Source organism: Methanomicrobium sp., assembly GCF_055145805.1.
Map to the genome: position 1 here is coordinate 1 of NZ_JBSREC010000061.1, position 22,414 is coordinate 22,414.

General features: G+C 38.9%; 21 protein-coding genes. 17 read left to right on the forward strand and 4 right to left on the reverse strand.

The annotated features are described in order from the left end of the window. The 4 genes from ACTB1O_RS05090 to ACTB1O_RS05105 all read right to left on the reverse strand — a co-directional run. A partial coding sequence (locus ACTB1O_RS05090) for a proton-conducting transporter transmembrane domain-containing protein (RefSeq protein WP_462994058.1) occupies positions 1 to 1,435 on the reverse strand: 1,435 nt, incomplete at its 3' end. After that, on the reverse strand, positions 1,432 to 2,121 hold the full coding sequence (locus tag ACTB1O_RS05095; protein WP_462994059.1) for a hydrogenase subunit: 690 nt from the start codon (positions 2,119 to 2,121) through the stop codon (positions 1,432 to 1,434). The genes ACTB1O_RS05095 and ACTB1O_RS05090, both read right to left, overlap by 4 nt. Further along, positions 2,118 to 3,047, reverse strand: coding sequence for a respiratory chain complex I subunit 1 family protein (locus ACTB1O_RS05100; protein WP_462994060.1), 930 nt, complete (start codon positions 3,045 to 3,047; stop codon positions 2,118 to 2,120). The genes ACTB1O_RS05095 and ACTB1O_RS05100 overlap by 4 nt, the downstream gene beginning before the upstream one ends. Positions 3,048 to 3,064: 17 nt before the next feature. Then, positions 3,065 to 5,029, reverse strand: coding sequence for a proton-conducting transporter transmembrane domain-containing protein (locus tag ACTB1O_RS05105; RefSeq protein ID WP_462994061.1), 1,965 nt, complete (start codon positions 5,027 to 5,029; stop codon positions 3,065 to 3,067). Between the two features lie 932 nt (positions 5,030 to 5,961). Between ACTB1O_RS05105 and ACTB1O_RS05110 the strand changes: the two genes are divergently transcribed. The 17 genes from ACTB1O_RS05110 (at position 5,962) to ACTB1O_RS05190 (ending at position 22,394) form a co-directional block, all read left to right on the forward strand. Then, positions 5,962 to 6,564: an archaellin/type IV pilin N-terminal domain-containing protein gene (locus ACTB1O_RS05110; protein ID WP_462994062.1), complete on the forward strand. Its 603-nt coding sequence runs from the start codon at positions 5,962 to 5,964 to the stop codon at positions 6,562 to 6,564. A gap of 13 nt (positions 6,565 to 6,577) precedes the next feature. Then, on the forward strand, positions 6,578 to 7,204 hold the full coding sequence (locus ACTB1O_RS05115) for an archaellin/type IV pilin N-terminal domain-containing protein (RefSeq protein ID WP_462994063.1): 627 nt from the start codon (positions 6,578 to 6,580) through the stop codon (positions 7,202 to 7,204). Positions 7,205 to 7,236: 32 nt separating this feature from the next. Beyond that, entirely contained in the window at positions 7,237 to 7,863 is a 627-nt protein-coding gene (locus tag ACTB1O_RS05120; RefSeq protein WP_462994064.1) for an archaellin/type IV pilin N-terminal domain-containing protein, read from the forward strand. A gap of 135 nt (positions 7,864 to 7,998) precedes the next feature. After that, a complete protein-coding gene (locus ACTB1O_RS05125; protein ID WP_462994065.1) occupies positions 7,999 to 8,892 on the forward strand; it encodes a FlaD/FlaE family flagellar protein in 894 nt (297 codons plus the stop codon). A 13-nt stretch (positions 8,893 to 8,905) separates the two neighbouring features. Continuing rightward, complete coding sequence (locus ACTB1O_RS05130) at positions 8,906 to 9,406, forward strand: autotransporter outer membrane beta-barrel domain-containing protein (protein ID WP_462994066.1); 501 nt, start codon at positions 8,906 to 8,908, stop codon at positions 9,404 to 9,406. Next, entirely contained in the window at positions 9,407 to 9,883 is a 477-nt protein-coding gene (locus ACTB1O_RS05135; protein ID WP_462994067.1) for a hypothetical protein, read from the forward strand. Between the two features lie 42 nt (positions 9,884 to 9,925). Further along, entirely contained in the window at positions 9,926 to 10,669 is a 744-nt protein-coding gene (gene arlH / locus ACTB1O_RS05140) for an archaellum protein ArlH (protein ID WP_462994068.1), read from the forward strand. A 12-nt stretch (positions 10,670 to 10,681) separates the two neighbouring features. Beyond that, a complete protein-coding gene (locus tag ACTB1O_RS05145; RefSeq protein ID WP_462994069.1) occupies positions 10,682 to 12,544 on the forward strand; it encodes a type II/IV secretion system ATPase subunit in 1,863 nt (620 codons plus the stop codon). 9 nt (positions 12,545 to 12,553) lie between these two features. Then, positions 12,554 to 14,149 carry an archaellar assembly protein FlaJ gene (gene flaJ, locus ACTB1O_RS05150; protein WP_462994070.1) on the forward strand — a complete coding sequence of 532 codons (1,596 nt, stop codon included), beginning with the start codon at positions 12,554 to 12,556 and terminating at the stop codon, positions 14,147 to 14,149. Next, entirely contained in the window at positions 14,149 to 15,462 is a 1,314-nt protein-coding gene (locus tag ACTB1O_RS05155) for an RNA polymerase sigma factor (RefSeq protein WP_462994071.1), read from the forward strand. Before flaJ ends, ACTB1O_RS05155 begins: the two co-directional genes overlap by 1 nt. A 17-nt stretch (positions 15,463 to 15,479) precedes the next feature. Further along, positions 15,480 to 16,274, forward strand: a complete 795-nt coding sequence (locus ACTB1O_RS05160) for a CheF family chemotaxis protein (protein ID WP_462994072.1) — start codon at positions 15,480 to 15,482, stop codon at positions 16,272 to 16,274. A 199-nt stretch (positions 16,275 to 16,473) separates the two neighbouring features. Next, entirely contained in the window at positions 16,474 to 16,836 is a 363-nt protein-coding gene (locus tag ACTB1O_RS05165; protein ID WP_462994073.1) for a response regulator, read from the forward strand. 5 nt (positions 16,837 to 16,841) lie between these two features. Then, a complete protein-coding gene (gene cheB, locus ACTB1O_RS05170; RefSeq protein ID WP_462994074.1) occupies positions 16,842 to 17,864 on the forward strand; it encodes a chemotaxis-specific protein-glutamate methyltransferase CheB in 1,023 nt (340 codons plus the stop codon). 6 nt (positions 17,865 to 17,870) lie between these two features. Then, on the forward strand, positions 17,871 to 20,234 hold the full coding sequence (locus ACTB1O_RS05175) for a chemotaxis protein CheW (RefSeq protein WP_462994075.1): 2,364 nt from the start codon (positions 17,871 to 17,873) through the stop codon (positions 20,232 to 20,234). A 22-nt stretch (positions 20,235 to 20,256) separates the two neighbouring features. Then, on the forward strand, positions 20,257 to 20,871 hold the full coding sequence (locus ACTB1O_RS05180) for a chemotaxis protein CheC (RefSeq protein ID WP_462994076.1): 615 nt from the start codon (positions 20,257 to 20,259) through the stop codon (positions 20,869 to 20,871). Between the two features lie 21 nt (positions 20,872 to 20,892). After that, on the forward strand, positions 20,893 to 21,381 hold the full coding sequence (locus ACTB1O_RS05185; RefSeq protein WP_462994077.1) for a chemotaxis protein CheD: 489 nt from the start codon (positions 20,893 to 20,895) through the stop codon (positions 21,379 to 21,381). Further along, a complete protein-coding gene (locus tag ACTB1O_RS05190) occupies positions 21,366 to 22,394 on the forward strand; it encodes a hypothetical protein (RefSeq protein WP_462994078.1) in 1,029 nt (342 codons plus the stop codon). Before ACTB1O_RS05185 ends, ACTB1O_RS05190 begins: the two co-directional genes overlap by 16 nt. Positions 22,395 to 22,414 lie beyond the last annotated feature (20 nt).

The following is a 22,414-nucleotide window of genomic DNA, read 5'->3' on the forward strand; positions in this document are numbered from 1 at the left end:
TCAGATAATCATACAGCCATCCGGGAACTGATATTCCAAAATAGACCATAATAAGCAGTAGAAATACAAGTGCGATATGCATTCCCCTTCCCACAGGATAGTGCACCGGTCTTTTAATGCCATCCTGATCAGATTTGCAGGATAAAGAATTCCAGATGAATCTCAAAAGTGCAAAAGATCCAATTGCAATGAAAACAAGGATTATGATACCTGTCAGAAGATCAAATCTGACTGCTTCAAGCATGATAAAAAGCTTGGGAATAAACACAGGAAACAGGGGAGTCCCGATTATTGCCAGAGCTCCTGCAACAAGACAGAATGATGCAAAAGGCTGCATCTCAAAGGCATCACAGATCTGATCCTCCTCTTCGGGATTATCAGATTTATACTGTCTGTGAATAATACCTGCCGAAAGAAACAGTTCCGCCTTTGTAAGAGAATGTGCAAGTGTCTGAAACATTACCCAGAATACTGCCAGAGGCGTCCAGAAAGATATTCCGATCAATATAAGTCCCATATTCTCAATGCTTGAGCACGCAATCAGTTTCTTTAGGTTTTTCTGACGAAGCATCATCAGAGTACCGACAGAAACAGTCAGAACTCCAAACGCCATCAGAAAAAGACCGCCGGCCTCTGTTCCGGGGACCTGCCTTATAATTGCATAAACACGGATTATACCGTACATTCCAATATTTAGCAGAACACCTGACAGAACAGCACTCACAGCAGACGGCGCCTTTGAATGTGCATCAGGAAGCCAGGTGTGAAACGGCACAATCCCGCTCTTTGCGGAAAATCCGATAAATACAAAGAAAAATGCCGCAAGTGCAATCTTTGGATCAAACCCTCCTGATACAAGCATAAGGTCAGACCAGTTAAGGGTACCGGAAACCGATGTTCCTCTTGACATCTCAAAAAGGAATATAAGCCCGATAAATGCAAAGAGCATCGCAGTTGAGGCAATAAATATGTATTTTAAAGCAGCATCAATATTCTCTCTGGCAGAAAGACTGGCCACAAGCATAGCTGAAACAACTGTTGTAATCTCAGCTAAAATCCAGAATAAAACCAAATTGTCTGAGAAAAATACAACCGAGGTTACAGTCATAAGGATTGAAAAACCCCCGTAAAACAGGCCGAGACTCCTTGGGCTTAACTCTCCGGTCTCAATAAGACGCCTTACATACCCTCCGGCATACAGCGATGCCGCAAAGAATACAACAGATGATAACCCTGCTTCAAATGCAGATAAATGATCTATTCTGAAAAATCCGGTGGTACCGGGAATTGTTACAAAGAACATAAGATATCCCGATATTGCAAGATTTGCCAGTGCCTGACATATAAGAACCACCCTTTTCATATTGTGGGTCTTTAGTACCATAATCAGGGCAACTGCAATTAATCCTGTAATTAGATAAAAACCTGCTATCATTCTTTTGCCTCCTCTGACGGCCAGAGATGATACTGGATCAGACGCTCCTGATATTCATCAAGCGAGGAGTCAATTCCCACAGTGAGAATGGTAGTAAGAATTACAAGGATAATAAGATCAATAAGAATCATAACCTCTACAATTAACGGAAGTTCTGTTGCAAAACATCCAAATATAAGTACACCGTTTTCCATGGAGAGATACCCCATAACCTTTGTGATTGTCTTTCTACGGCTGAATGTGACAAGCATACCCATAAGCATCAGAGATACACCTACAACAGCACCGAGGAAAAAAAGCGGATTTACTCCTGCAAAATTTCCAAGGACTCGGGAAAATACGACATATACCATAAGCATCAGGCCAAGCGAAACTACAATAGAACCTGCAGGTTTTAAGTAGCTAAACTCAAGATCCCGCCTTATATGAATTTTTTTCTGAATCTTTCCTATAAATGAAGGTATCAGAATCACTTTTACCGCAAATGTGATTGCAGCAATTAACAGTAATGTATCCTCCTGCACCACTCCCCAGAGAACGCATGCAAGGACTGCAATCAGAAACGACTGAATCGAATATACCCTTACAAGAGCTGACAGGGTCCTTGTCGATATCGTCAGTGCAGCTGTTATCAGAATAAGGACAAGAATAATCCTTACAACATCTGAAAAAATCCCGGAAATCATGCAAATACCTCAATTATGATAGTAAGGGCTGAAAAGAAAAACGCAATCATAAACAGTGTTGGAATACTGAAAAAACGCATCTTTGACATCGATGACTCAAAAAGACCAATGATTACTGCAAGAACAGATCCTTTAATCAGAAATAAGACAGCAGCAATAAAAATTCCGGGAATCAAAAATTCTCCTGAATTAATTACCCCAAAAGGAACGATTATTCCTATTAAAAGCCCCATATAAACCGTTTGTTTTACAGAATGTGAAAGCTCCATTAAAGCAAGATTTCTTCCCGAATATTCAAGGATCATACCTTCATGAACCATTGTAAGTTCAAGATGTGTCTCAGGATTATCCACAGGTATACGTGACGTTTCAATGATCAAAATCAGAAATAATGAGACAGAAATCAGAAGAAGAGTCGGCACTGTTGCAATATCGGCAACAGAAGTCTTAGAGATCATCTCAAATATATCAAGAGTGCCAAGAACAGTTGCAAGAGCCGCTGCAACAACAATTATTGTGGGTTCTATTACAGTAGAAAGGCTCATCTCCCTTGAACTGCCCATCCCGCCGAAACTGCTTCCCGCATCAAGCCCTGCAAGCGATATCATGAACCGGCCAAATGCAAGAATATAAAGAAACAGTATAACATTGCCTATTCCGCCGAAAGATTCCGGTATAAATATTACAGGCACAAAAAGTGCTGCAAGGATCATAACAGCCATACAAACAACAGGTGTTGCCCGCATAATCCACGACGAGTTTTTTGAATAAACAACCTCCTTTGAGAGAAGTTTTGCAATATTGTAATACATCTGAAACAGAGGCGGACCCTGCCTTCCCTGCATTCCTGCCTTGACCTTTTTGACAATCGTCATAAAAAGAGGCGATAAAAAGAGAATTATTCCTGCATTTATCAGGCAATACATTATACTCTCACCCGATATCATGACACCACCCCCAGATACAAAATTACAGCAACAACAGTTATGAAAAGATACAGAAGATAAGTGTCAAGATTCCCGTTCTGAAGTTGTGATACAAGACCTGCAAATCTTTCAACTGCAGAACCCAGAGGTGTATAAATATATTCTTCAAAGAAACGAATCAGTTTGATACCCGCAGTTCCGGATTTAAAATTGCATCCTTCAGAGTCATAATACTCTTTTTCAACACTTTTTTTTGTCCGAAACATTGCAGAAAAAATAGTTACAAGAGGCTCTGCAAATCCTGCCGCAGTATATTCAATTCTGGATGCAGGCCTTCTTATACCACAGTCCCATGTAACACAAACTCTGTCCTCAGGGTGATTTACGGCCTTTAATGCAGCATAAACAAATGCCATTATAACCAGAAGAATAAGGCTTACAGACAGCATATCCGGAAGAAATCCGGGATATCCTGCAAATTCCATTATCTTATCAGAAAAAACACCTGTTATAATAGCAGCTGCGGCAAGCAGTGCCGGACCTGTAACTGCACTCATAGGCACTTCATGTGCCGACTCTGCCGCATCTGTTCTGGAAAGACCAAGAAATGAAATTCCAAATGCCTTTACAAAGCAGGCCGCAGACATTGCGCTTGAAAGTGCAAAAAGGGAAAGAACACTAAGAAGCATAAGCCGCATATACGGATCGACCTCATGGAATGAGTAGAACAGTGATTCAAATATCATAAGTTCTCCTGCAAAACAGCAGAGAGGTGGAATTGCCGATATTGAGAGTGCTCCTGTAAAAAAAAGCCCTGCTGTCTTTGGCATTGTTTTGATAAGACCACCCATCTCATCGATATTTCTTGTCCCGACCGAATGAACAACAGAACCTGCTGACATGAAAAGAAGTGATTTTACAATCCCGTGACCAAAGGCATGAAATAGTGCACCGGCAAGTGCGAGGTTTGCCAAAAACTCCTGTGATGATGACAAAAACAGCACATAAAGACCGATCCCAAGAAGGATAATTCCGATATTTTCAATGCTGCTGTATGCCAAAAGAGCCTTAATATCAGTCTCTTTCATTGCGTACATAACTCCCAGGACGGCTGATAAAAGACCAAATACAATAATTACACCGCCCCACCAGAGTTCCAGAGATAAAACATCAAAAAGCATCCTCAAAAGGCCGTATATTCCAATATTGAGCATTACTCCGGACATCAGGGCAGATATTCCCGACGGTGCGGCAGGATGTGCATACGGAAGCCATTTATGCAGCGGGATTACACCGGCCTTTATCGAAAACCCGATAAAAAGAAGACAGAAGACAATATCATTTAAAAATCCTGCTGAAAGACCCAGATCACTGAAGAGATAACTTCCCGAGGCACTGAAGAGAACTAAAAAACCTGCGATAACAAACACAGTGGACAACTGTGTCATTGCAAAATAGTACATTCCGGCTTTCTGCGTCTTTTTATCCTCGTAATTATACATAACTAAAAGAAAAGAAGAGACTGCCATAAGTTCCCAAAACGAAATAAAACCAATTATATCCCGCGCCATAAGGACAAGAGACATGGAGATTATAAACCCATACATCAAAGCATTTCGAGAACAAAGGCGTTTTGTATAATTATTTTGTTTCTCAGGCTCCATATCCCGGTATGTGTAAACAGAAACAGCACACGAGACTATACCAAGCAGGAGAAGAAATATTCCTGACAGCCTGTCAAGCCCGAAATACAGATTTATACCGGAACCAAATGAATAAAATCCCAAAATTATGTCACTTTTCTCTGCAATGACAAGAAGTGCTGCAGTTGATAAAATTACTGAACCAAAAACGCCTGCACAGCCAGATAATCTGTAAAGAGAAGCATTCCTGCCCCTTTCTTTGCAGGTTACTCCAAGTGATGCAACAACTCCTGCAACGGTCATCAGAAACAGACCTGAAAATACAAACTCTGCTATCAAATATTTAGTCCTCCGCTATAAATACATGAGAATCTGTCAGAAAAAAAGCCCTGGTAAAGAGCCCTGGCAAAGTAATTCTTCGTTAAATGTTTTTCAATTATTATCCAAATGAAAATAACTGCTCATCCCTTTGTTGTCTGATAAGAATAATTTTAATAATTACAATTGTTTTTAAAATATCCCTTTAAAATAGGTTCTTTTTCTCATAAGATAAACCTATTTCAAACAGAGAATATAAAAAACTAATATATCAGTGTTTTGGAGATATGACTGATATTTCTGTTTTTGCCGCGCGATCAGAGAAGATAACCATTATTAGTTATTTTTAAATGAACAACTGTATCCTTGCAAAGTCATCTGTCTGAAAATCCGGATACTATAATTTTAATAATTTTTAAAAAAATTATACAGGAGATTCATCCATACCAAAAATGTCTTTAAATTTTTTTTGTATTCCACTGAGGCATAGATGAACCTGCATGGAGAATCCCACCAAAATGCCATTACCAAGATATTGGCTATTAACATAGTCTGATAAACAGGGATTTGAAATTTAAGGAAATTATCATTCATGAAATTATTTTAAATTTATAATTTTAAAATGACTAATTATATTATCTATTTTCTCATGATATTTTGAAATATCCACAAAAGGACTCTTTATAAATTCAATCCTGATGGTATTTCAGACAGACAAATATGCGAGGTATTACATAAAGCAACATTATAAGAAATAAACGAGTCAAATAGACTGCAAAAAGAAATAATGTTTCCCTTTCTCTGCAAAAATACAACTTACATATTTCTTATTATTATAGGAAATGGAAAAACCTTTTAAATAATGCCTTTATTAATAACTACTGATAGATATTGGAGGGATCCAATAGTATCTCATAAAGGAATGCTAAGCAGAAATATTAGGAGGAATTGTAATGCTAAAAATGAATAAAGAAGAAGGATTTACAGGTCTTGAGGCCGCAATTGTATTAATTGCATTTGTGGTTGTAGCTGCTGTCTTCTCATACGTAGTATTGGGAGCCGGTTTCTTCACAACACAGAAGTCTCAGGAAGTTATCTATACAAGTGTAGATCAGGCAAGTTCAAGTGTCGAGATTTTAGGAGATGTATATGGTGTCGGAAACGATGGTGCCAGTTCTACATACATTGATAATGTTCGTTTCACAGTAGGACTTACAGCCGGTGGATCAGCGGTTGATTTCGGGAAAAGTACAGTTACTTACAGTGATACAAATAATGTATCAAAACTGAATCTTCAGCAGACTACTGCTTATGAAGATGCTGCTACAACAGTAGCTTTAGGCAACTGGGCAGTTGTTCTTGTTAAGAACCCTTCAGGCACAGGCACCGATCTGCTGCTTGAAAACGAAGAGCAGTTTGTAATTGTGACAAACCCAATTGATCAGATAGCCGCAAACAAGGAATTCCACATAGATCTTCGTCCGGCAGTAGGAACATCCTATACCATCACAAGAACATCGCCAGCGAAAATTAACGGAGTAAACACCCTCTACTAAGGAGATGATTAATATGTCAAAATTATTTAAATCTGAAGAAGGTTTTACAGGTCTGGAGGCCGCAATTGTTCTGATTGCATTCGTTGTAGTAGCAGCGGTCTTCTCATACGTGGTATTGGGAGCAGGTTTCTTCACAACACAAAAATCACAGGAAGTTGTTTATTCCAGTGTTGAAATGGCATCTTCAAGCATGGAGGTTTTAGGTGATGTATATGGAAACAGTACAGGTGAAGCCAATGCAAATATTGACGGTATCAGATTTGTGGTAGGCCTTACCGCAGGTGGTTCCTCAGTTGATTTCTCAAACACAAACCTTGTGTTCAGAAACACAACAGCAATTAAGGATCTTACAAACTCAAGTAAAATCTCAAGTTCATCATCTAATGTAGTAAATACATTAGACGAAATGATTGCAAAGGATTCTTACACCTGGGGTATAATCGATATTGCAAATGACAACAGTGATAAGGGATCTCTTCTTGAAAATCAGGAGCAGTTCACAATCTATGCAAAACTATCATCTGTTGCAATTGCTGCAAATGAAGCATTCAGCCTTGAAATACAACCACCAAAAGGATCTTCATATGCAATCAAACGCACAGCACCTGCAAAGATTAACAAAGTGAACATCCTATACTAAATTCTTTTTTTTTGCTTTTTTAAGAGGAACTTATGTTAAGAAACAATAACAACGAGGGATTCACAGGTCTCGAAGCCGCAATTGTTCTGATTGCATTTGTTGTTGTCGCAGCAGTTTTTTCATACGTAGTGCTTGGTGCAGGCTTTTTTACGACGCAAAAGTCGGAGGAAGTCGTACATACAAGTGTTGCGCAGGCATCTTCAAGTATTGAAATACTTGGCGATGTTTACGGAAACAGTACAACTGTCGGCGGCGCTGATGCAAAGATGGATGCCCTGAGATTTGTAACAGGTTTAACTGCAGGAGGTTCTCCTGTTGACTTTTCATCAACAACCATAACATTTTCAACCAAAGATATAGTCCAGAAAATTAACAATGTAACCGCTATTAGCAGCACATCCGCCAATGTAAAAGTTGATAAAAATGCAATAGGAGATAATGAATGGGGAATAATTGATATTGCAAACCCGACAGGAGACAGCTATGATTCACTTTTAGAAAATCAGGAGCAGTTCACAATATATGTTCAGCTTGGCACTGATACAGCAATAGAAAAATATCAGGAATTCAACCTTGAAATCCGGCCTGCAAAGGGTGCATCATATGGTATTAAAAGGAAGGCCCCGGCAAAGATCGATAAGATAAATACCCTCTATTAATTTTTTTTAACTCAATATCAATCAGGCCAATAAGAACATTCATTTCCTAAAAATACCGTTTTTTTGAAGTAGGACTGCCAAAAAAGTGTGTTATTTCAACAACACTTTAAATACCCAGAGATAAATTAATATATTATGGCTATTGACCAGTCGCAGGTTGACCATATAATTAGCGGATCATCTGCTGATGATCCGGATGTCAAACTTCAAAATCTTCAGGATGAAGTAGACCTCCTTAAAAAATCAGTAAAAAAACTACTTATTGATTTAAGGGAGAGACTTAATGAGACTGAAAATCCATTTATACTCTCCAACCCAGTCCTACAAACAGGTCTTCCCTCTGTACAAAAAAAAGAGGCAGTTCCTGTAATAGAAGAGAATACAGAATCTGAACCAAAAGAATCCAACACCATAGAAACTGCGACACAAAAGCCATCAGAAGAAGAACAAATGAATGAAATCAGGGGCCAGAACTATATGATATCTCCTGACAGAAATCAGGGAATTCCCCAAAATAATGAATACCCGACAAATCAATATCACGGAAATGTTCAGGATAAAGATACCCTTTTCCTTCTTAAAAAACAGATAGAAGATATAGAAAAAACCTCATTGAAGATACCTGTTGATACAAAACCAACAGAGCGTCCGAAACTTCAGAAACTTAACAGGCTTTTTGAATGGGTAAGAAGAATGGTTAAAAAATACGGCCATGACAGACTTCAGATCATGATAGAGTCATATCGCACAATGGGTTATATTTCTGATGATGCATGTGGCCAGGTAAAGGAAATCTCCAGGTTAATGCCGGAATCAATCGGCGATTCACATGATATCAATTCTGAAGAATTTGTTGCCGAACTTTATGTACTAAACAGAATTTTATCTCCTGACGATTCATCATTAGACAGAGAAATGATAGAAGTCATGATGGATAAAAGAAATGTCCATGAAAACGAGACTTTCGACAAGCAGACAAAAGTAAATACATCCGAAGAAGACTGGATAAATATGCTTGAAAATGTGTAATAAATAATTTATTATGTCCAGTGAAACATTTGCAACCGCCATATTTCTTATAACAGCAATCGTTGCTGCAGCTGTACTTGTAAATGCCTTCTTTCCTATCATATATCAGGCAACATCCACTTTTTCAGAATCCTCAAGTTCAGCAGACGAACGTTTGCGTACGGATATCAAAATAATAAATACATATGCAATAACCCCTGATTCAAAGATCTGGATAAAAAACATAGGTTCTGCAAAAATTGGAACAAATTCAATCAACATGTCAGATCTGTTTATCGGTGCAGAAGGTGATTTCAGCCTTGCTGCACTTGATCTTACAGGTTCACTTGACAACAACGAATGGAGCTACAGAATAGTACAGACAGACGGTAATAATTACTGGGATCCACGTGAAACACTTGAACTTACTATAAAGAGTACCTCAATACCTTCAGGTTCAGGAAATTATGTATACTTCAGTTTCGCCCTTCCAAACGGAGTGAGCATCTCACAGACATTTACAACGAGTGGTTAGATGGGAAGCGCAACGGTAATAGCAACAGCATTTGCACTAATTCTTCTGATGATAACAGCATATTTCCTGGTTGCAGTAGTACTGACAACAGCAGAGATTGTATCCTTTGCACAGCAGGACAGCTTAAACCAGCAGGAGCAACGTGTGAGAACTTCAATTACTATAAACGAGGCATCACTGGAACCGGCCACTTCAACCCTATATACCGAAATTCAAAATGACGGAAATGCAGCAATATCAGATTTTAAATATTGGGATATATTTACAGGAAATGACACTGCAAACTCTCCCAATTATTATTCCAGAGGAGACAGTACAGGAGAGTGGAATATAATCTCAATTGAGCCTGATATAATAAACCCCGGCCTTTTAGACCCACAGGAGGTCTTGAACATCTCAATAAAATATCCTGGCAACAATCCTTTATGGGTTCAGATAACCACACCTAACGGAGTGTCGGCATCAGCATACGTATGAGATCTGCTGAAAATTTAAACAATAAAACCAGAGGTTATAGTAATGTATGAAGATGGTGGAGAGCTCAGTGACCTGACAGGAGGAAACAACAGAAAAATACTCTCCACAGGAAACAACGAGATAGATAAAAAACTTGCAGACGGACTGCCCCTGGAATCCCTGACACTCATAGAAGGAGAGAACGATACAGGTAAGAGTGTGATGACACAACAGATTATCTGGGGGGCTATGAAAGGAGGTCTTAATGTTGAACTTTTCTCCTCCGAAAATACTGCAAAAAGTTTTCTTTCCCAGATGGAGTCAATGAGTCTGGATATCTCCGATTATTACGCATGGGGATACCTAAAGATTTTTCCTATGCACACCATAGGTTTTGAATGGAGCGAAGATGAAATGAGAGGAGTTTTAAAACGAATTATTTCTAAAATAAAATCAAGCAAAGCTGAAGTAATTATTATAGACTCACTGACACTTCTTACCGAATCAACCTCTCAAACTGATCTCCTTTCATTTCTGTCAACCTGTAAAAGCCTGGTGGATAACGGAAAGACCATACTTGTTACACTTCACACATATGCATTCGAAGAAGATACACTCGTCAGAATAAGATCAATATGCGATGCCCACATATTTATGAAAAAAGCTCTTGTCGGGGATAAATACGTGATGGTAATGGAAGTAATAAAGGTGAGAGGTGCAAGAAAAACAACAGGTAATGTTGTATCATTTGAAGTGCATCCGGGTTACGGAATGAAGATAATTCCAATGTCTACAGCAAGAGTATAAAGGATAGAAGATATGGCCACACTGAGTGCTAATATAAATCTCCCCTTCCAGCCTGAAGAAACTGACGATGATGAAGACCTTTATACAAATTATGAGTCTTCAGCCCTTTACAGGATGCTTCCTGCCAATGCAAAGGAATATGTTGCACAAAGCCCCCACCTTCTCGAATACCTTCAGATGTTTCCGGTAAACCTTTATGGAATACCTCTCTTTTTCTCGGAATTAAAAAGAGATCTAAAAAGCATGGAAAATCCAAATGTGATATATCCTGTCAATGAATTCACATTTATTCATATCTTTCCGGATCAGGACGATGTGAGAAATTACTACATTCCGATAGAACCCTCATTTCTTCACTCTGTGGCGGATGCCATGCCCCTTATCGAAAAAAAACTTGTCGATCTGATTGATGTTTTAGAAGATGATCCAATAACAGAAGAAGAGAGAAGAGAAGTTTTAAGACGTGTCTTAAAAGAGGTAGTCTACATAAAAAAACCTGAAGAGACATACGAGGCTTTAACTGGCGAAACCGGGGACAATGAACCGGGCATTAAGGATAAGTTAATAAAATTTTTAAACACCGATTTTACAGCTCAAAAAGAGACTGCAGAACTGGCCGGGAAAAATATTCCCCAGACCTCTGACGGAAAGGTGATTCTTACAATGGCTGAATTCCGTTCAATAGAATACCTTCTTATACGTGATAAAATTGAAATGGGAATTTTAAATCCCTTTCTTGCTGACCCTTACAATGAAGATATTACATGCGACGGAGTAGGTCCGATATTTGTGGAACACAAGATATTTAGCGGCCTTAAATCTGCAGTTGAATTCAAATATTCTGAAGAAATTGACACTTTTGTAATCAAAATGGCAGAGCGTATCAAAAGACCGATTACTTACAGAAATCCGGTTGTCGATGCAACTCTGCCTGATGGTTCGCGTATAAATATTGTATACGGTACAGAAATTTCAAAACACGGAAGCAATTTTACTATACGTAAATTCTCAGAAGAGCCTGCAAGCATACTGCAGCTTATTGAATGGAAGACAACAGACTACCTGGTTGCGGCATACCTTTGGATATGCATAGAATATGGCATGTCACTTTTCATGAGCGGTGAGACCGCCAGTGGGAAAACCACAAGCCTGAATGCACTTACAACCTTCATCGCACCCGAGGGCAAGATTGTAACAATTGAAGATACTCCCGAGCTTACTGTCCCGCACAAAAACTGGACAAGAGAGGTGTCAAAAGGAAAGGGAAAAGGAGAAGGAGAAGGCGGAGATATTACAATGTTTGATCTCTTAAGAGCTGCACTTCGTCAGCGCCCAAATTACATTCTGGTCGGTGAAATCCGTGGTTCAGAAGGAGCTGTCGCATTTGGTGCAATGCAGACAGGCCACCCTGTTATGAGCACATTCCATGCTTCATCGGTAGAAAAACTCATTCAGCGTCTTTGCAGTGACCCAATCAATATCCCAATGACACATGTCGATAACTTAAACCTTGTAATTATTCAAAGTGCTGTCAGAAGACCGGATGGAGCCAATGTAAGACGTATGCTCAGTATAAACGAACTTGTAGGATACGACCCTGAATCAGGTGGTTTTTCTTTTGTTGCAATATTTGTATGGAACCCGATTACCGATGAATTTGACTTTCCGGGAAGGGGAAGCAGTTATCTTCTTGAATCAAAGATCGCAACTCTTCTTGGTGTTCCGGACGATAAAAAATCAGAGATGTATTTTGAAGTGGATAAACGTGCAAAAATTTTACAAAGACTCCATAAAGCGGGTTATACAGGTTTTTGGGATCTTTACCACATGATGACAAAGATTAAAAAGCAGGGTTTGCTCAAAATCGAATTTTAGGCGTATCTTATGTTTGAAGATCAAATCGAGAGTTTTAGGGAGAAAAACGGAGGTAAAATTCCTTTTGAGGACACCTTAAAAGAATTAAAAAGAAAACTCATCGATATTGAAGAAGACAAGAAAATGGGAAATGACCTTTTATTTATGGTCACATATATGGCATCTATAACTACTGCCAATGTCTCAAGACCAGAAATTTTTGCCTACACTGCAGAAAGAAAGGAGTATATCCCGACAAAGTATATGAAACGAGTTGAATGCTTTGTTAAAAGATGGAATTACAGTTATGCCGAAGGACTTAGAATGGTTGCTGAAAGAGCCAGAAATGAACTGGTTTCGAGTCTTTTAAACCGTTTTGGAAACTCTATTGAATCAGGTGTACCCGATGAGGAGTTCTTAAGTGAAGAACTTGGTACTATCAGAAATGTATTCAGGAATACTTTTGAACAGGGAATTGAGATGCTCAAAAAATGGGGTGATGCATATATCGCACTCATGCTTTCAGCAGCAATTGTCGGCATTATCATAATGGTTTCTGTTGCCATATATGCCCCGGATGATCTTGATGCCACCTTAAATTCATCTTATTTTTTGACCATAGGCGTTTCTGCCTTTGGACTCATAACAATGTACAAATCAATTCCTGATGATCAAAAATGCCACAATCTCCCGTACGGCGGGAGTTACGAGCAGAATATGGTCAGAAAATTTGAGAGAATAATTATTCCCACAACGATTCTGACATGCATAATAATGTTGATAGCAGGAATTAACTTCGGTTTTATCTGTGTCCTTTTGGGAATCCTTCTTGCACCTCTTGCCATCTTCGGATGGCGCGATGATAGCAATATCATAAAACGTGATGAGGATTTTGCAGTTTTTATACGGGGTCTGGGTGCCATTATGGGTGGTCTGAGTATGACAGTCACACCGGCACTTGCAAAGGTGGACAGAAAGTCCCTTGTGGTCCTCGGAACTTATATCGACTCAGTATATTCTAAATTAAATATTGGTCTTGATGAAACTCTTGTCTGGAAAAAATTTGTTGTTGATGCGGGAAGCAACCTGATATACAAGTATTTAAGTATATTCAAGGATTCAATTGAACTTGGTGCCGGACCTGCAGAGGTGGCCCATATCGTCGCAACATCAATGCTTGAACAGACTCTTCTCAGACAGAAAAGAGAGATGTTTTCAATGGGTTTTATAGTCCTTTTAATACCCATGCATGTTGCAATGATAGGAATTTTCGCCTTTCTTTTTCATATTCTCCTTAAAATGGCCGCTGCCATTAAAAGTGTTATGACAACATTTGATGAGACAGCAGCAGCTCTTAGTTCCAGCTCAACAGGAGGACCTGGAAATTCTATGGCAATTAACATCTTTGCAAATTTTCCTGAAGACAAAATGCAGACCTATTTTATAATCACCATTATGATTATAACAATATCAAATATAATTGCAGGAAAGTTAGTAAAAGGGGGAGACCGGTATATGCTCTACTTTTTCGGTAGTATTTTATTTACACTGACCGGATTAGTATATATTGCAACTCCGATTTTCGTGAACATTATGTTCTCTATACCGGGTTTTGAGGCGGTTTGATGACAGAAGCGGGTGATTCAAGAAGACGGCTTATTATGATGATGACCATCATACTTGCAGGTACAGCAGTAACATTTATTGACCTGAGTCCTGTTGCTGTAATCTTTATAGCTCTTGGAATCGGCCTCGTAATGCTGTTTGCCTTAAATATGATATCATTTGAGGAATTAAAAGATACTATCTCCTCTCTAAAAACAAAACTGAATCAGCCTGTAAACTTAAAAACCGAAAAGTCCAAAAAATCCCCTGAAAATGATGAGAATACAGCAGGAGCAAAATCCAATAAAAATGAACTAAAAAAAGAACTTCCTTTTGCACCCCTGTTTAGAAAATTGCCGTTTGTTAACAGGAATTCCAAAGAAAAAAAACAAACTGATAAAGAAGTTAAATCATCCAAAAAATCTGTTTTTTCAGGCATTTTTGGACTATTAAGCAAGAAAAAGGAAGCTGAAACTAAAAACAAACAGATTGATGAACTTCTGGATAAGACCCTGAGCGGGGAATCACCCCCCATAGAAATTCCAGCAGGTGATGAGGATAACGAATTCGGAGATTTTGACAATTTTGATCTGGGACTGGAAGAAAACAACACAACCGAGATCCCTGAAGATCAAAACATAAAGGGATTTGAAGATGAGATTCCTGATTCGACAATTGCAGATATTCTTGCAAAAGAAGGAATAGAACTGGAACTTGATGACGAGGAATTTCCAACAGGATCTTCTGACGAAGAGGAAACAGAAAGCCAAAAAATTTCAGACTCGGGAATTGGAGATATTGACGAACTTGACGATGATGTTTCAGGTTTTGATCTTGATGATAACGAATTTGGAGATTTTGATGACATTGATCTTGATGAACTTGAGCCGGAAGATGAGATTGATCTTGGTGACGAAGATGCTATTGAAGATGTGGAAATAGGTAACTCAGAAGAAGAATCTGCAGAACCTGAAGTTGCACTTTTGGAGGAAGACGATATACTTTCCGCACCGCCAAAAGAATGGACACAGACAAAGACCGCAGGAATGGCAGAGTCTGAAGAGAATATGTTTGAAAATCCTACATCTCTGTCACTCGGTGGAGAGACTGACGATGAGGATCTCTTTGATATGCTCAAATCGGATACGAAAAAAGTGGTTTCTGTTCAGGAAACCAGCCTTGTCCGTGATCTGCTAGATGCTAAAATCAACACCGAAGAACTGGTGGAAGACCTTGAAGGTGTCCTTGAACAATTCGGAGTTGAAAAAGAGCAAATAAAAGGAAAAAACAAAATTAGTGATGAAGGAGATATAAATGACCAGAGCCTATATTAAAAGAGGTTTTAATTAATATGACGCAGCTGCCTGTAAAACTTGAATATGAAGGTAAATGGGCTTCATTAAAAATTGATCTTGATGAAGAAAAATTAACTATTCCTGAGCCTCTTTCAGCTGAAATAAAGATAAAAGCAATAGATGATCTTGAAGAGAAAAAAAATGTACTGACTATAAACACAAAAAAAGGCGAAACAATAAAACTTGCTTCTGTTCCAAAAGTACTGCAACTTTTGAAACGTGCAATAATCATGGGCTGCACCGCATACAGGCTGACTGCATACTTTATGTCACCCGCAATAAGAGGGGGTGTCATGGTAAAAGATTCAAAATGGGAGAAAGGCGCAATAGCCGTTCTTAAAACGGGGATCTGGTTTGTAAGTAAGGAAAAACAGGTATGCATTCCTCTTGATGAAGTATCAGGCATAGAACTTGCAAAAAGAGAAATTCAGGGAAGAGAAAGTGATGTTGTTCAAATCAGTCATGTAGAAAACGAAGAGGTAATTACAAGTTTTGTTCTTTGCCCGCTGACTACACTTCAGATACTTTTCAACTACCTTAAGGACGCAACAAAGGATCTTGACGTATCCTCAGGAGAACTTGACGGCATGTCTGCACAGGTGGCAATGCTTGTATACAGCGGAATGGATACACATGCAATTGAAAATATGATCAGTATATCAAACAAACAGATAGAATCAATTTATGATAAATTAATTGAAAAAGGGCTTGTTGACGTTGTAATGACAAGACGGGAAGTAAAACTTACAACCAAAGGCGTCAGATTCGTAAATGAATCTGTAAAAACATAATTATTCATCCCATATATTTCTTAAAAATTAACTTAAAACGAATAATAAGACAGTTCTTTGAAAATAACACATGTGTTTTTCACATCTAATAAATCAAAAGAATGTATTTTTTTCTTTATCTAGCTTTCAAGTGCGTTTTATTTCCGAATACATTCGATAACCTTAATAGGATTCATAAACGAAGTAGTATTGATTCACAATGGGAAGGATCCTTGTTGTAGACGATACGATGTTTATGAGAACTCTTCTGAAAAATATTTTATTTTCAGGTTCACATGACATTGTCGGGGAAGCAGAAAACGGCGAAGATGCCGTTGAAAAGTACAAGGCGCTTAAACCAGACCTTGTTACTATGGATGTAGTGATGCCTAAAATGAACGGAATTGAAGCACTAAAAGCAATAATGGCTGCTGACCCTAATGCCAAAATTGTCATGTGTACTGCCGTAGGCCAGGAACAGATGGTTAAACTTGCAATAAAAACCGGAGCAAAGGGTTATATTGTAAAACCATTCCAGGCACCCAAAGTGCTTGAAGAAGTAAATAATGTATTAAATTCATAAAAAAAATGATCAGAGTTCTGATTGTTGATGACTCCGTATTTATGCGTACGGTACTTACCGACATTCTGAAAAAAGATTCTTCAATAGAGATTGTAGGAACTGCAGAAGACGGTATAAAGGCATTAAAGAAGATAGAAGAGCTATCTCCGGATGTCATCACACTGGATATTCAGATGCCAAATATGGACGGCATAGAAATGCTGGATCATATGCATTCATTAGAGAATCCGCCTAAAATATTGTTGTTAAGCACCCTTACATCTAAAGATGCAGAGCTTACTAAAAAGGCTCTTGACCTGGGCGCAGACGACTTCATGTTAAAACCAAGAAATCTTGGAAAGATTAGAGGAATTGAATCAGAACTGGTCACAAAGATTAAACATCTGATCACAATACCATCTGTCCAGAAAAAAATTAAACTGGATAATATTGCAGCAGAAAACCTTGTTTTAATTGGTTCATCGGCAGGAGGGCCACCTATGCTTGACTCCATTGTATCTTCATTAAAACCTGATATTAATGCAGCAGTAGTAATAACACAGCATATGCCGGCAGGTTTTACTGCCTCACTTGCTCAGAGACTTAACAGAATATCACCTCTCGAAGTAAAAGAGACAGAAAACGGTGATATTCTCCAAAAAGGGAAAATATATGTCTCAAAAGGGGGTTATCACACCATAATATCCGCAACCCTCGATGATTCGGGGAATATAGGCGGAAAGATTACCCTCTCCAAATCACCTCCTGTTCATGCAGTACGACCTGCAGTGGATAAAACATTCTGTTCTGCAGCAAAGGTTTACACCAACAGAATCGCTGCCGCAATCCTTAGCGGTATGGGGAGTGATGGCGGGGAAGGTCTGGCTGCAATAAAAAGTGCAGGTGGAAGAACACTCGTTGTAAGAGAAGAAGAATGTCTGGTATATGGCATGGCACGTTCAGCACTGGAAAGAAAATGTGTCGACAGAGTCCTGCCGCTTAAATCAATACCAAGAGATCTTATGAGATCTGTTTCCGAAACGAAGTGATTACATATGACTGATGAGGAATCCTACAGAAAACTCTTTGTTGCAGAATCTATCGAGAATCATGAAAATATTGTAAACAATATTCTGGTTCTTGAAGAAGGCTCGGATGATGCCGCAATAGATGAGATTTTCCGGTCTGCTCATACTTTAAAAGGGATGTCTGCCTCGATGGGATATTCCGAAATGGAACATCTCTGTCATATGATGGAAAATGTATTCCATTCAATCAGAAGCGGCGAGATAGATATTTCACCTGAATTAACCGATCAGCTCCTTGCATGTACAGACAGAATAGAAGAGATGATTGAAGATATAGAAAACGGTGGAGACAGTTCAGCAATAGAATCGGGTGATTTGATTACCGAACTGAAAAAAATTGAAGAATCCGGTAAAAACGGGAAATCTGGTGAAAAAAACCCGAACAGTAAAAAATCATCAGATGAAGAAATGGTTAGTAAAATATTGGGGGATATGACTGTTCCTGAGGAAGAAGAAACCAAAAATACTGATAAACCTGATGATGCTCAGGGAAACTCATCAACAATACAAAAATACCCGCGATATAAAATAACAGTCACTTTTGAACCGGAATGCGGGATGAAAGATGTCAGGGCATTAATAGTCCTTCAGAATCTTGAGGATATCGGAGATATAATCTCCAGCAATCCTTCAGTTGAACAACTCGATGAAGGAATAATAAATGATTCCCTGGAAATAATGATTGAGAGCGAATCAGGGGAAGAAGCATTAAAGAGTGCCGCAACTGTAACAGATATCTCTAATATTGAAATAGAACTCCTTGAAGAAGATTTAAAAGTCACTTCCCCTGTTTATACCCTTAATATTACTATATCACACGAATCAACAATGAAGGATATCAGGGCAATGATAGTTCTCCAGAATCTTGAAAAACTGGGCAGGATTCTCTCATCAACACCTACTGCTGAGCAGATAGATGAAGGAGAAATAGGAGATTCTTTAGAAGTTGTAATATCAAGTGACTCTCCTGAAAGTGATCTGATAAGAGCAGCATCAGGCACTGATATGGAAGAAGTCCTTATAAAATCCTCATCTGAAATTCAGGAAAAAGGCGAATTAATACCTCAGAAATCTGAAACAGAAGTTCCTGATATTATTATACAACCCGCCTCTAAACCTGAAGCAGAAATTTCTGAGGGAGGAATCGATAAAAAGGCCATAAAAGAAAAAACAGGAGATTTGAGCAGGAAAAAAGAGGTCAAAAATATAAGAGTTGATATCAACCGTCTTGACCAGATGATGAATCTTGTTGAGGATCTCGTAATTAACGGCGGGAGACTCAAACAGATTTCAAAAGAATATCAGATAAAAGAGATGGATGAGGCTCTTAACATGGTCAGTCGCTCAATATCTGATCTTCAGAATCTGATGATGTACATCAGGATGATTCCTCTCAATCAAATCTTTAACCGCTTTCCCCGTGTTGTCAGGGATGTCGCCCACCATGACGGAAAAGAAGTTGATTTTATCATGACAGGAGGTGAGACCGAACTTGACAGAAGTGTCATTGATAACCTTGGAGACCCGCTTCTGCACCTGATAAGAAACGGTGTAAATCACGGTATTGAGACACCTGAACAGAGGGTGGCCGCAGGAAAACCAGGCAAAGGCATCCTTAGGCTTTCTGCATACAGGGAACAGGGAAATGTCATAATTGAACTCAAAGATGACGGAGGAGGAATTAACAGGGATAAGGTTCTTTCAATCGCAATAAAAAGAGGACTTATATCAAAAGAAGATGCTGAAAGCTATCCAGAAGCAGATATTCCTGACTTCCTCTTCCAGCCGGGATTCTCAACTGCAGAGACAATCACAGACATCAGCGGAAGAGGTGTGGGACTGGATGTTGTAAAAAGTGCAATAGAATCTCTAAAAGGAACAATTAAAGTGGACACAACTGAAGGAGAAGGAACAACATTTACTCTTACCCTGCCGCCTACAATGGCAATTATCGAAGTAATGATGGTAAGAATTAATGATAAAAGATGTGCAATACCTATTAATGCAGTTGTAGAAGTTGCAAAAGTTGATTTCACTAAAGTGACCCAAATTGGAAAAAGTAAAGCCATTCTTCTCAGAGATGAAGTTTTGCAGATAAACAGGCTTGACCAGATGTTCGGACCTGTAAATAAAAGCGAAATTGTAGTAATAGTCCAGTATAAAGGAACGAAATCCTGTATTCCTGTCGATATAGTCGATGGTCAGCAGGAAGTCGTAGTAAAGCCTGTCAGCAACATCATAGGAAACTGTCCGGGAGTGGGCGGCGTGACAATCCCCGGTGATGGAGATGTTGTGCCTATTCTTGATGTTAATACAATGATTGTAAATTGAAAATAAAAGGAGATTTATAAATATGGAATTAAATGCAAAACAACTTGACGCAATGAAAGAGCTTGGTAACATCGGTGCTTCACATGCCGCAACATCGCTTTCCACAATGCTGATGTGTGAGATTGATATGACAGTACCTGAAGCACTGATTGTTGATATCGCAGACATTTCAGATTACTTTGGAGATGAGATCTCAGCACTTGTGGTTTTTGAGATTCAGGGCGAACTTCACCCTGGCGGGTACGTGGTGCTGCATCTTCCAAAAAGTTCAGCTATAAGACTGACAAATACAATGCTTGGCTCAACAGACATGGATCGCGAGTTTAATGAGATGGATGAGAGTGCTCTTCTTGAAGTTGGAAACATCATGGTTTCCCAGTTTCTGGATGCAACTGCAACACTGCTCGGCATAGTCATGCTTCCCTCTCCCCCGGCAATAGCAATAGATATGGCTCATGCAGCATTTGCAAATGTGGTCTCTATGATAGCAGGAGACATCAATGAAATTATTCTCTTCAAAACAGAACTCACATCACAGATGCATGAGATTGAAAGTACAATTGTTATGCTTCCATATGATAATACACTTGGACAGATTCTCGATCTTCTGGATAAACTGGTAGATCTAAAGGACTGAACAGAGTTTAAGAGAATAAATATGGCTGAAATATCCCCGGAAAAAAAGCCTGTTAATGTGGGAATTGGAGAATACCACATCGGCAGTTTTCACATGACATCAATCGGTCTTGGTTCCTGTGTAGCAGTGGTTCTGCATGACAGCAAAAGGGCTACAGGGGCAGTTGCACATGTCATGCTTCCTGAAAGCAATGGCAAAAATGAAAGACCGGGAAAGTTCGCAGATACTGCAATACCAATTCTTTTTGAAGAACTTATAAAATCAGGAAGCAATAAAAGGGATATTTGTGCAAAAATTGTAGGCGGTTCGAGCATGTTCAAGCAGTTTAAAGGCAATCTGGACATCGGCGGCAGAAATGTTGAAGCAATAAAAGCAGCTCTTGAAAAATATCATATCACCCTTAAAGCTGAAGATGTCGGGGGTAATTCCGGTCGCTCAATTACATATAATCCTTCAAATAACGGTATTGTCGGAATCAGAAGAGCTGATGGAAAATGCATAGAAATCTGATTATTCTTATCTCTGTTTTTATTCTATTTGTTCCGGCATCAGCAGAAATTACCGGTTACTGGCCGGGACATGGTGATAATTCTATTAGTACAACAGATGTCAGAGATATCACCAACGGACCTGAAGAAAGTGTTATTTTTGCAACATCTAACGGTTTGTCAATATTTCAAAAAGGCACGTGGACAATCCTTCACTCAAAAGCCAGGGACAGAAGAGGATATCTTGAAGGAATACCTCTTAATGATTATGTAAAATGTATCGAGTATGACAGCTACAATAATCTCTGGCTTGGCTTTGGCGACGGCATACAAATATATGACGGATATACTGCACCAGTCACTCTGAAGTATCCGCAAAGGACTCTCATAAGCTATTCAATAAACGATCTGCAGTCACTGGGGGATCAGATGTGGATTGCTGCCGGAGAATCAGGCGTCTACTGCTACCAGAATGGCGAATGGAAATGGTTTGGACCCCTGGCGGATAACGGCCTTTATGCAAACAGAATCACAAGTATGGCAGTTGATTATTCTATAAACACTCTTGTTCTTACATCAGCATATCAGGGCCAGTATATTCTTTTAAATGATGATCCTGTAAACCCGCATTTTAAAAAAATTGATGAGCCTCTTATCGCAGAAGACATGAAAGAAGTACGTACCAATCATCTTGGAGGTGTATATTTCTTCAATCAAACCGACATTGTTGCTTACAGTCCAAAAAATGGTTCTTCACATGTGCTCAATGTAAAAGATCTTTCCGGCTCATCAGACCATATATCGGATATAGCCTCAGCATATGATGGAAAATTAATAATAGGCACTAACTACGGCCTTTATGCATGGAGAGACGGGGCTGTGACAGACTCTCTTTTTAGAAAGGATATTGCAAACAATCAGATTAAAAAAGTTTTTGTGGATTCCCAGGGAAGATGGTGGTTTACAAATAAACTTATAGCAGGATACTATTACAAAAAAGAATTTGAGCCTGTTATCTCATTTGAGATCTTTTAATTACCATTTACCCTGAAAAA

Excerpts from the sequence above, each read along its gene's own strand:
- ACTB1O_RS05095 (WP_462994059.1), bottom strand. The coding sequence starts at position 2,121 with ATGATTTCCGGGATTTTTTCAGATGTTGTAAGGATTATTCTTGTCCTT.
- ACTB1O_RS05100 (WP_462994060.1), bottom strand. The coding sequence starts at position 3,047 with ATGTATTGCCTGATAAATGCAGGAATAATTCTCTTTTTATCGCCTCTT.
- ACTB1O_RS05110 (WP_462994062.1), top strand. The coding sequence starts at position 5,962 with ATGCTAAAAATGAATAAAGAAGAAGGATTTACAGGTCTTGAGGCCGCA.
- ACTB1O_RS05115 (WP_462994063.1), top strand. The coding sequence starts at position 6,578 with ATGTCAAAATTATTTAAATCTGAAGAAGGTTTTACAGGTCTGGAGGCC.
- ACTB1O_RS05120 (WP_462994064.1), top strand. The coding sequence starts at position 7,237 with ATGTTAAGAAACAATAACAACGAGGGATTCACAGGTCTCGAAGCCGCA.
- ACTB1O_RS05125 (WP_462994065.1), top strand. The coding sequence starts at position 7,999 with ATGGCTATTGACCAGTCGCAGGTTGACCATATAATTAGCGGATCATCT.
- ACTB1O_RS05130 (WP_462994066.1), top strand. The coding sequence starts at position 8,906 with ATGTCCAGTGAAACATTTGCAACCGCCATATTTCTTATAACAGCAATC.
- ACTB1O_RS05135 (WP_462994067.1), top strand. The coding sequence starts at position 9,407 with ATGGGAAGCGCAACGGTAATAGCAACAGCATTTGCACTAATTCTTCTG.
- arlH (WP_462994068.1), top strand. The coding sequence starts at position 9,926 with ATGTATGAAGATGGTGGAGAGCTCAGTGACCTGACAGGAGGAAACAAC.
- ACTB1O_RS05145 (WP_462994069.1), top strand. The coding sequence starts at position 10,682 with ATGGCCACACTGAGTGCTAATATAAATCTCCCCTTCCAGCCTGAAGAA.
- flaJ (WP_462994070.1), top strand. The coding sequence starts at position 12,554 with ATGTTTGAAGATCAAATCGAGAGTTTTAGGGAGAAAAACGGAGGTAAA.
- ACTB1O_RS05155 (WP_462994071.1), top strand. The coding sequence starts at position 14,149 with ATGACAGAAGCGGGTGATTCAAGAAGACGGCTTATTATGATGATGACC.
- ACTB1O_RS05160 (WP_462994072.1), top strand. The coding sequence starts at position 15,480 with ATGACGCAGCTGCCTGTAAAACTTGAATATGAAGGTAAATGGGCTTCA.
- ACTB1O_RS05165 (WP_462994073.1), top strand. The coding sequence starts at position 16,474 with ATGGGAAGGATCCTTGTTGTAGACGATACGATGTTTATGAGAACTCTT.
- cheB (WP_462994074.1), top strand. The coding sequence starts at position 16,842 with ATGATCAGAGTTCTGATTGTTGATGACTCCGTATTTATGCGTACGGTA.
- ACTB1O_RS05175 (WP_462994075.1), top strand. The coding sequence starts at position 17,871 with ATGACTGATGAGGAATCCTACAGAAAACTCTTTGTTGCAGAATCTATC.
- ACTB1O_RS05180 (WP_462994076.1), top strand. The coding sequence starts at position 20,257 with ATGGAATTAAATGCAAAACAACTTGACGCAATGAAAGAGCTTGGTAAC.
- ACTB1O_RS05185 (WP_462994077.1), top strand. The coding sequence starts at position 20,893 with ATGGCTGAAATATCCCCGGAAAAAAAGCCTGTTAATGTGGGAATTGGA.
- ACTB1O_RS05190 (WP_462994078.1), top strand. The coding sequence starts at position 21,366 with ATGCATAGAAATCTGATTATTCTTATCTCTGTTTTTATTCTATTTGTT.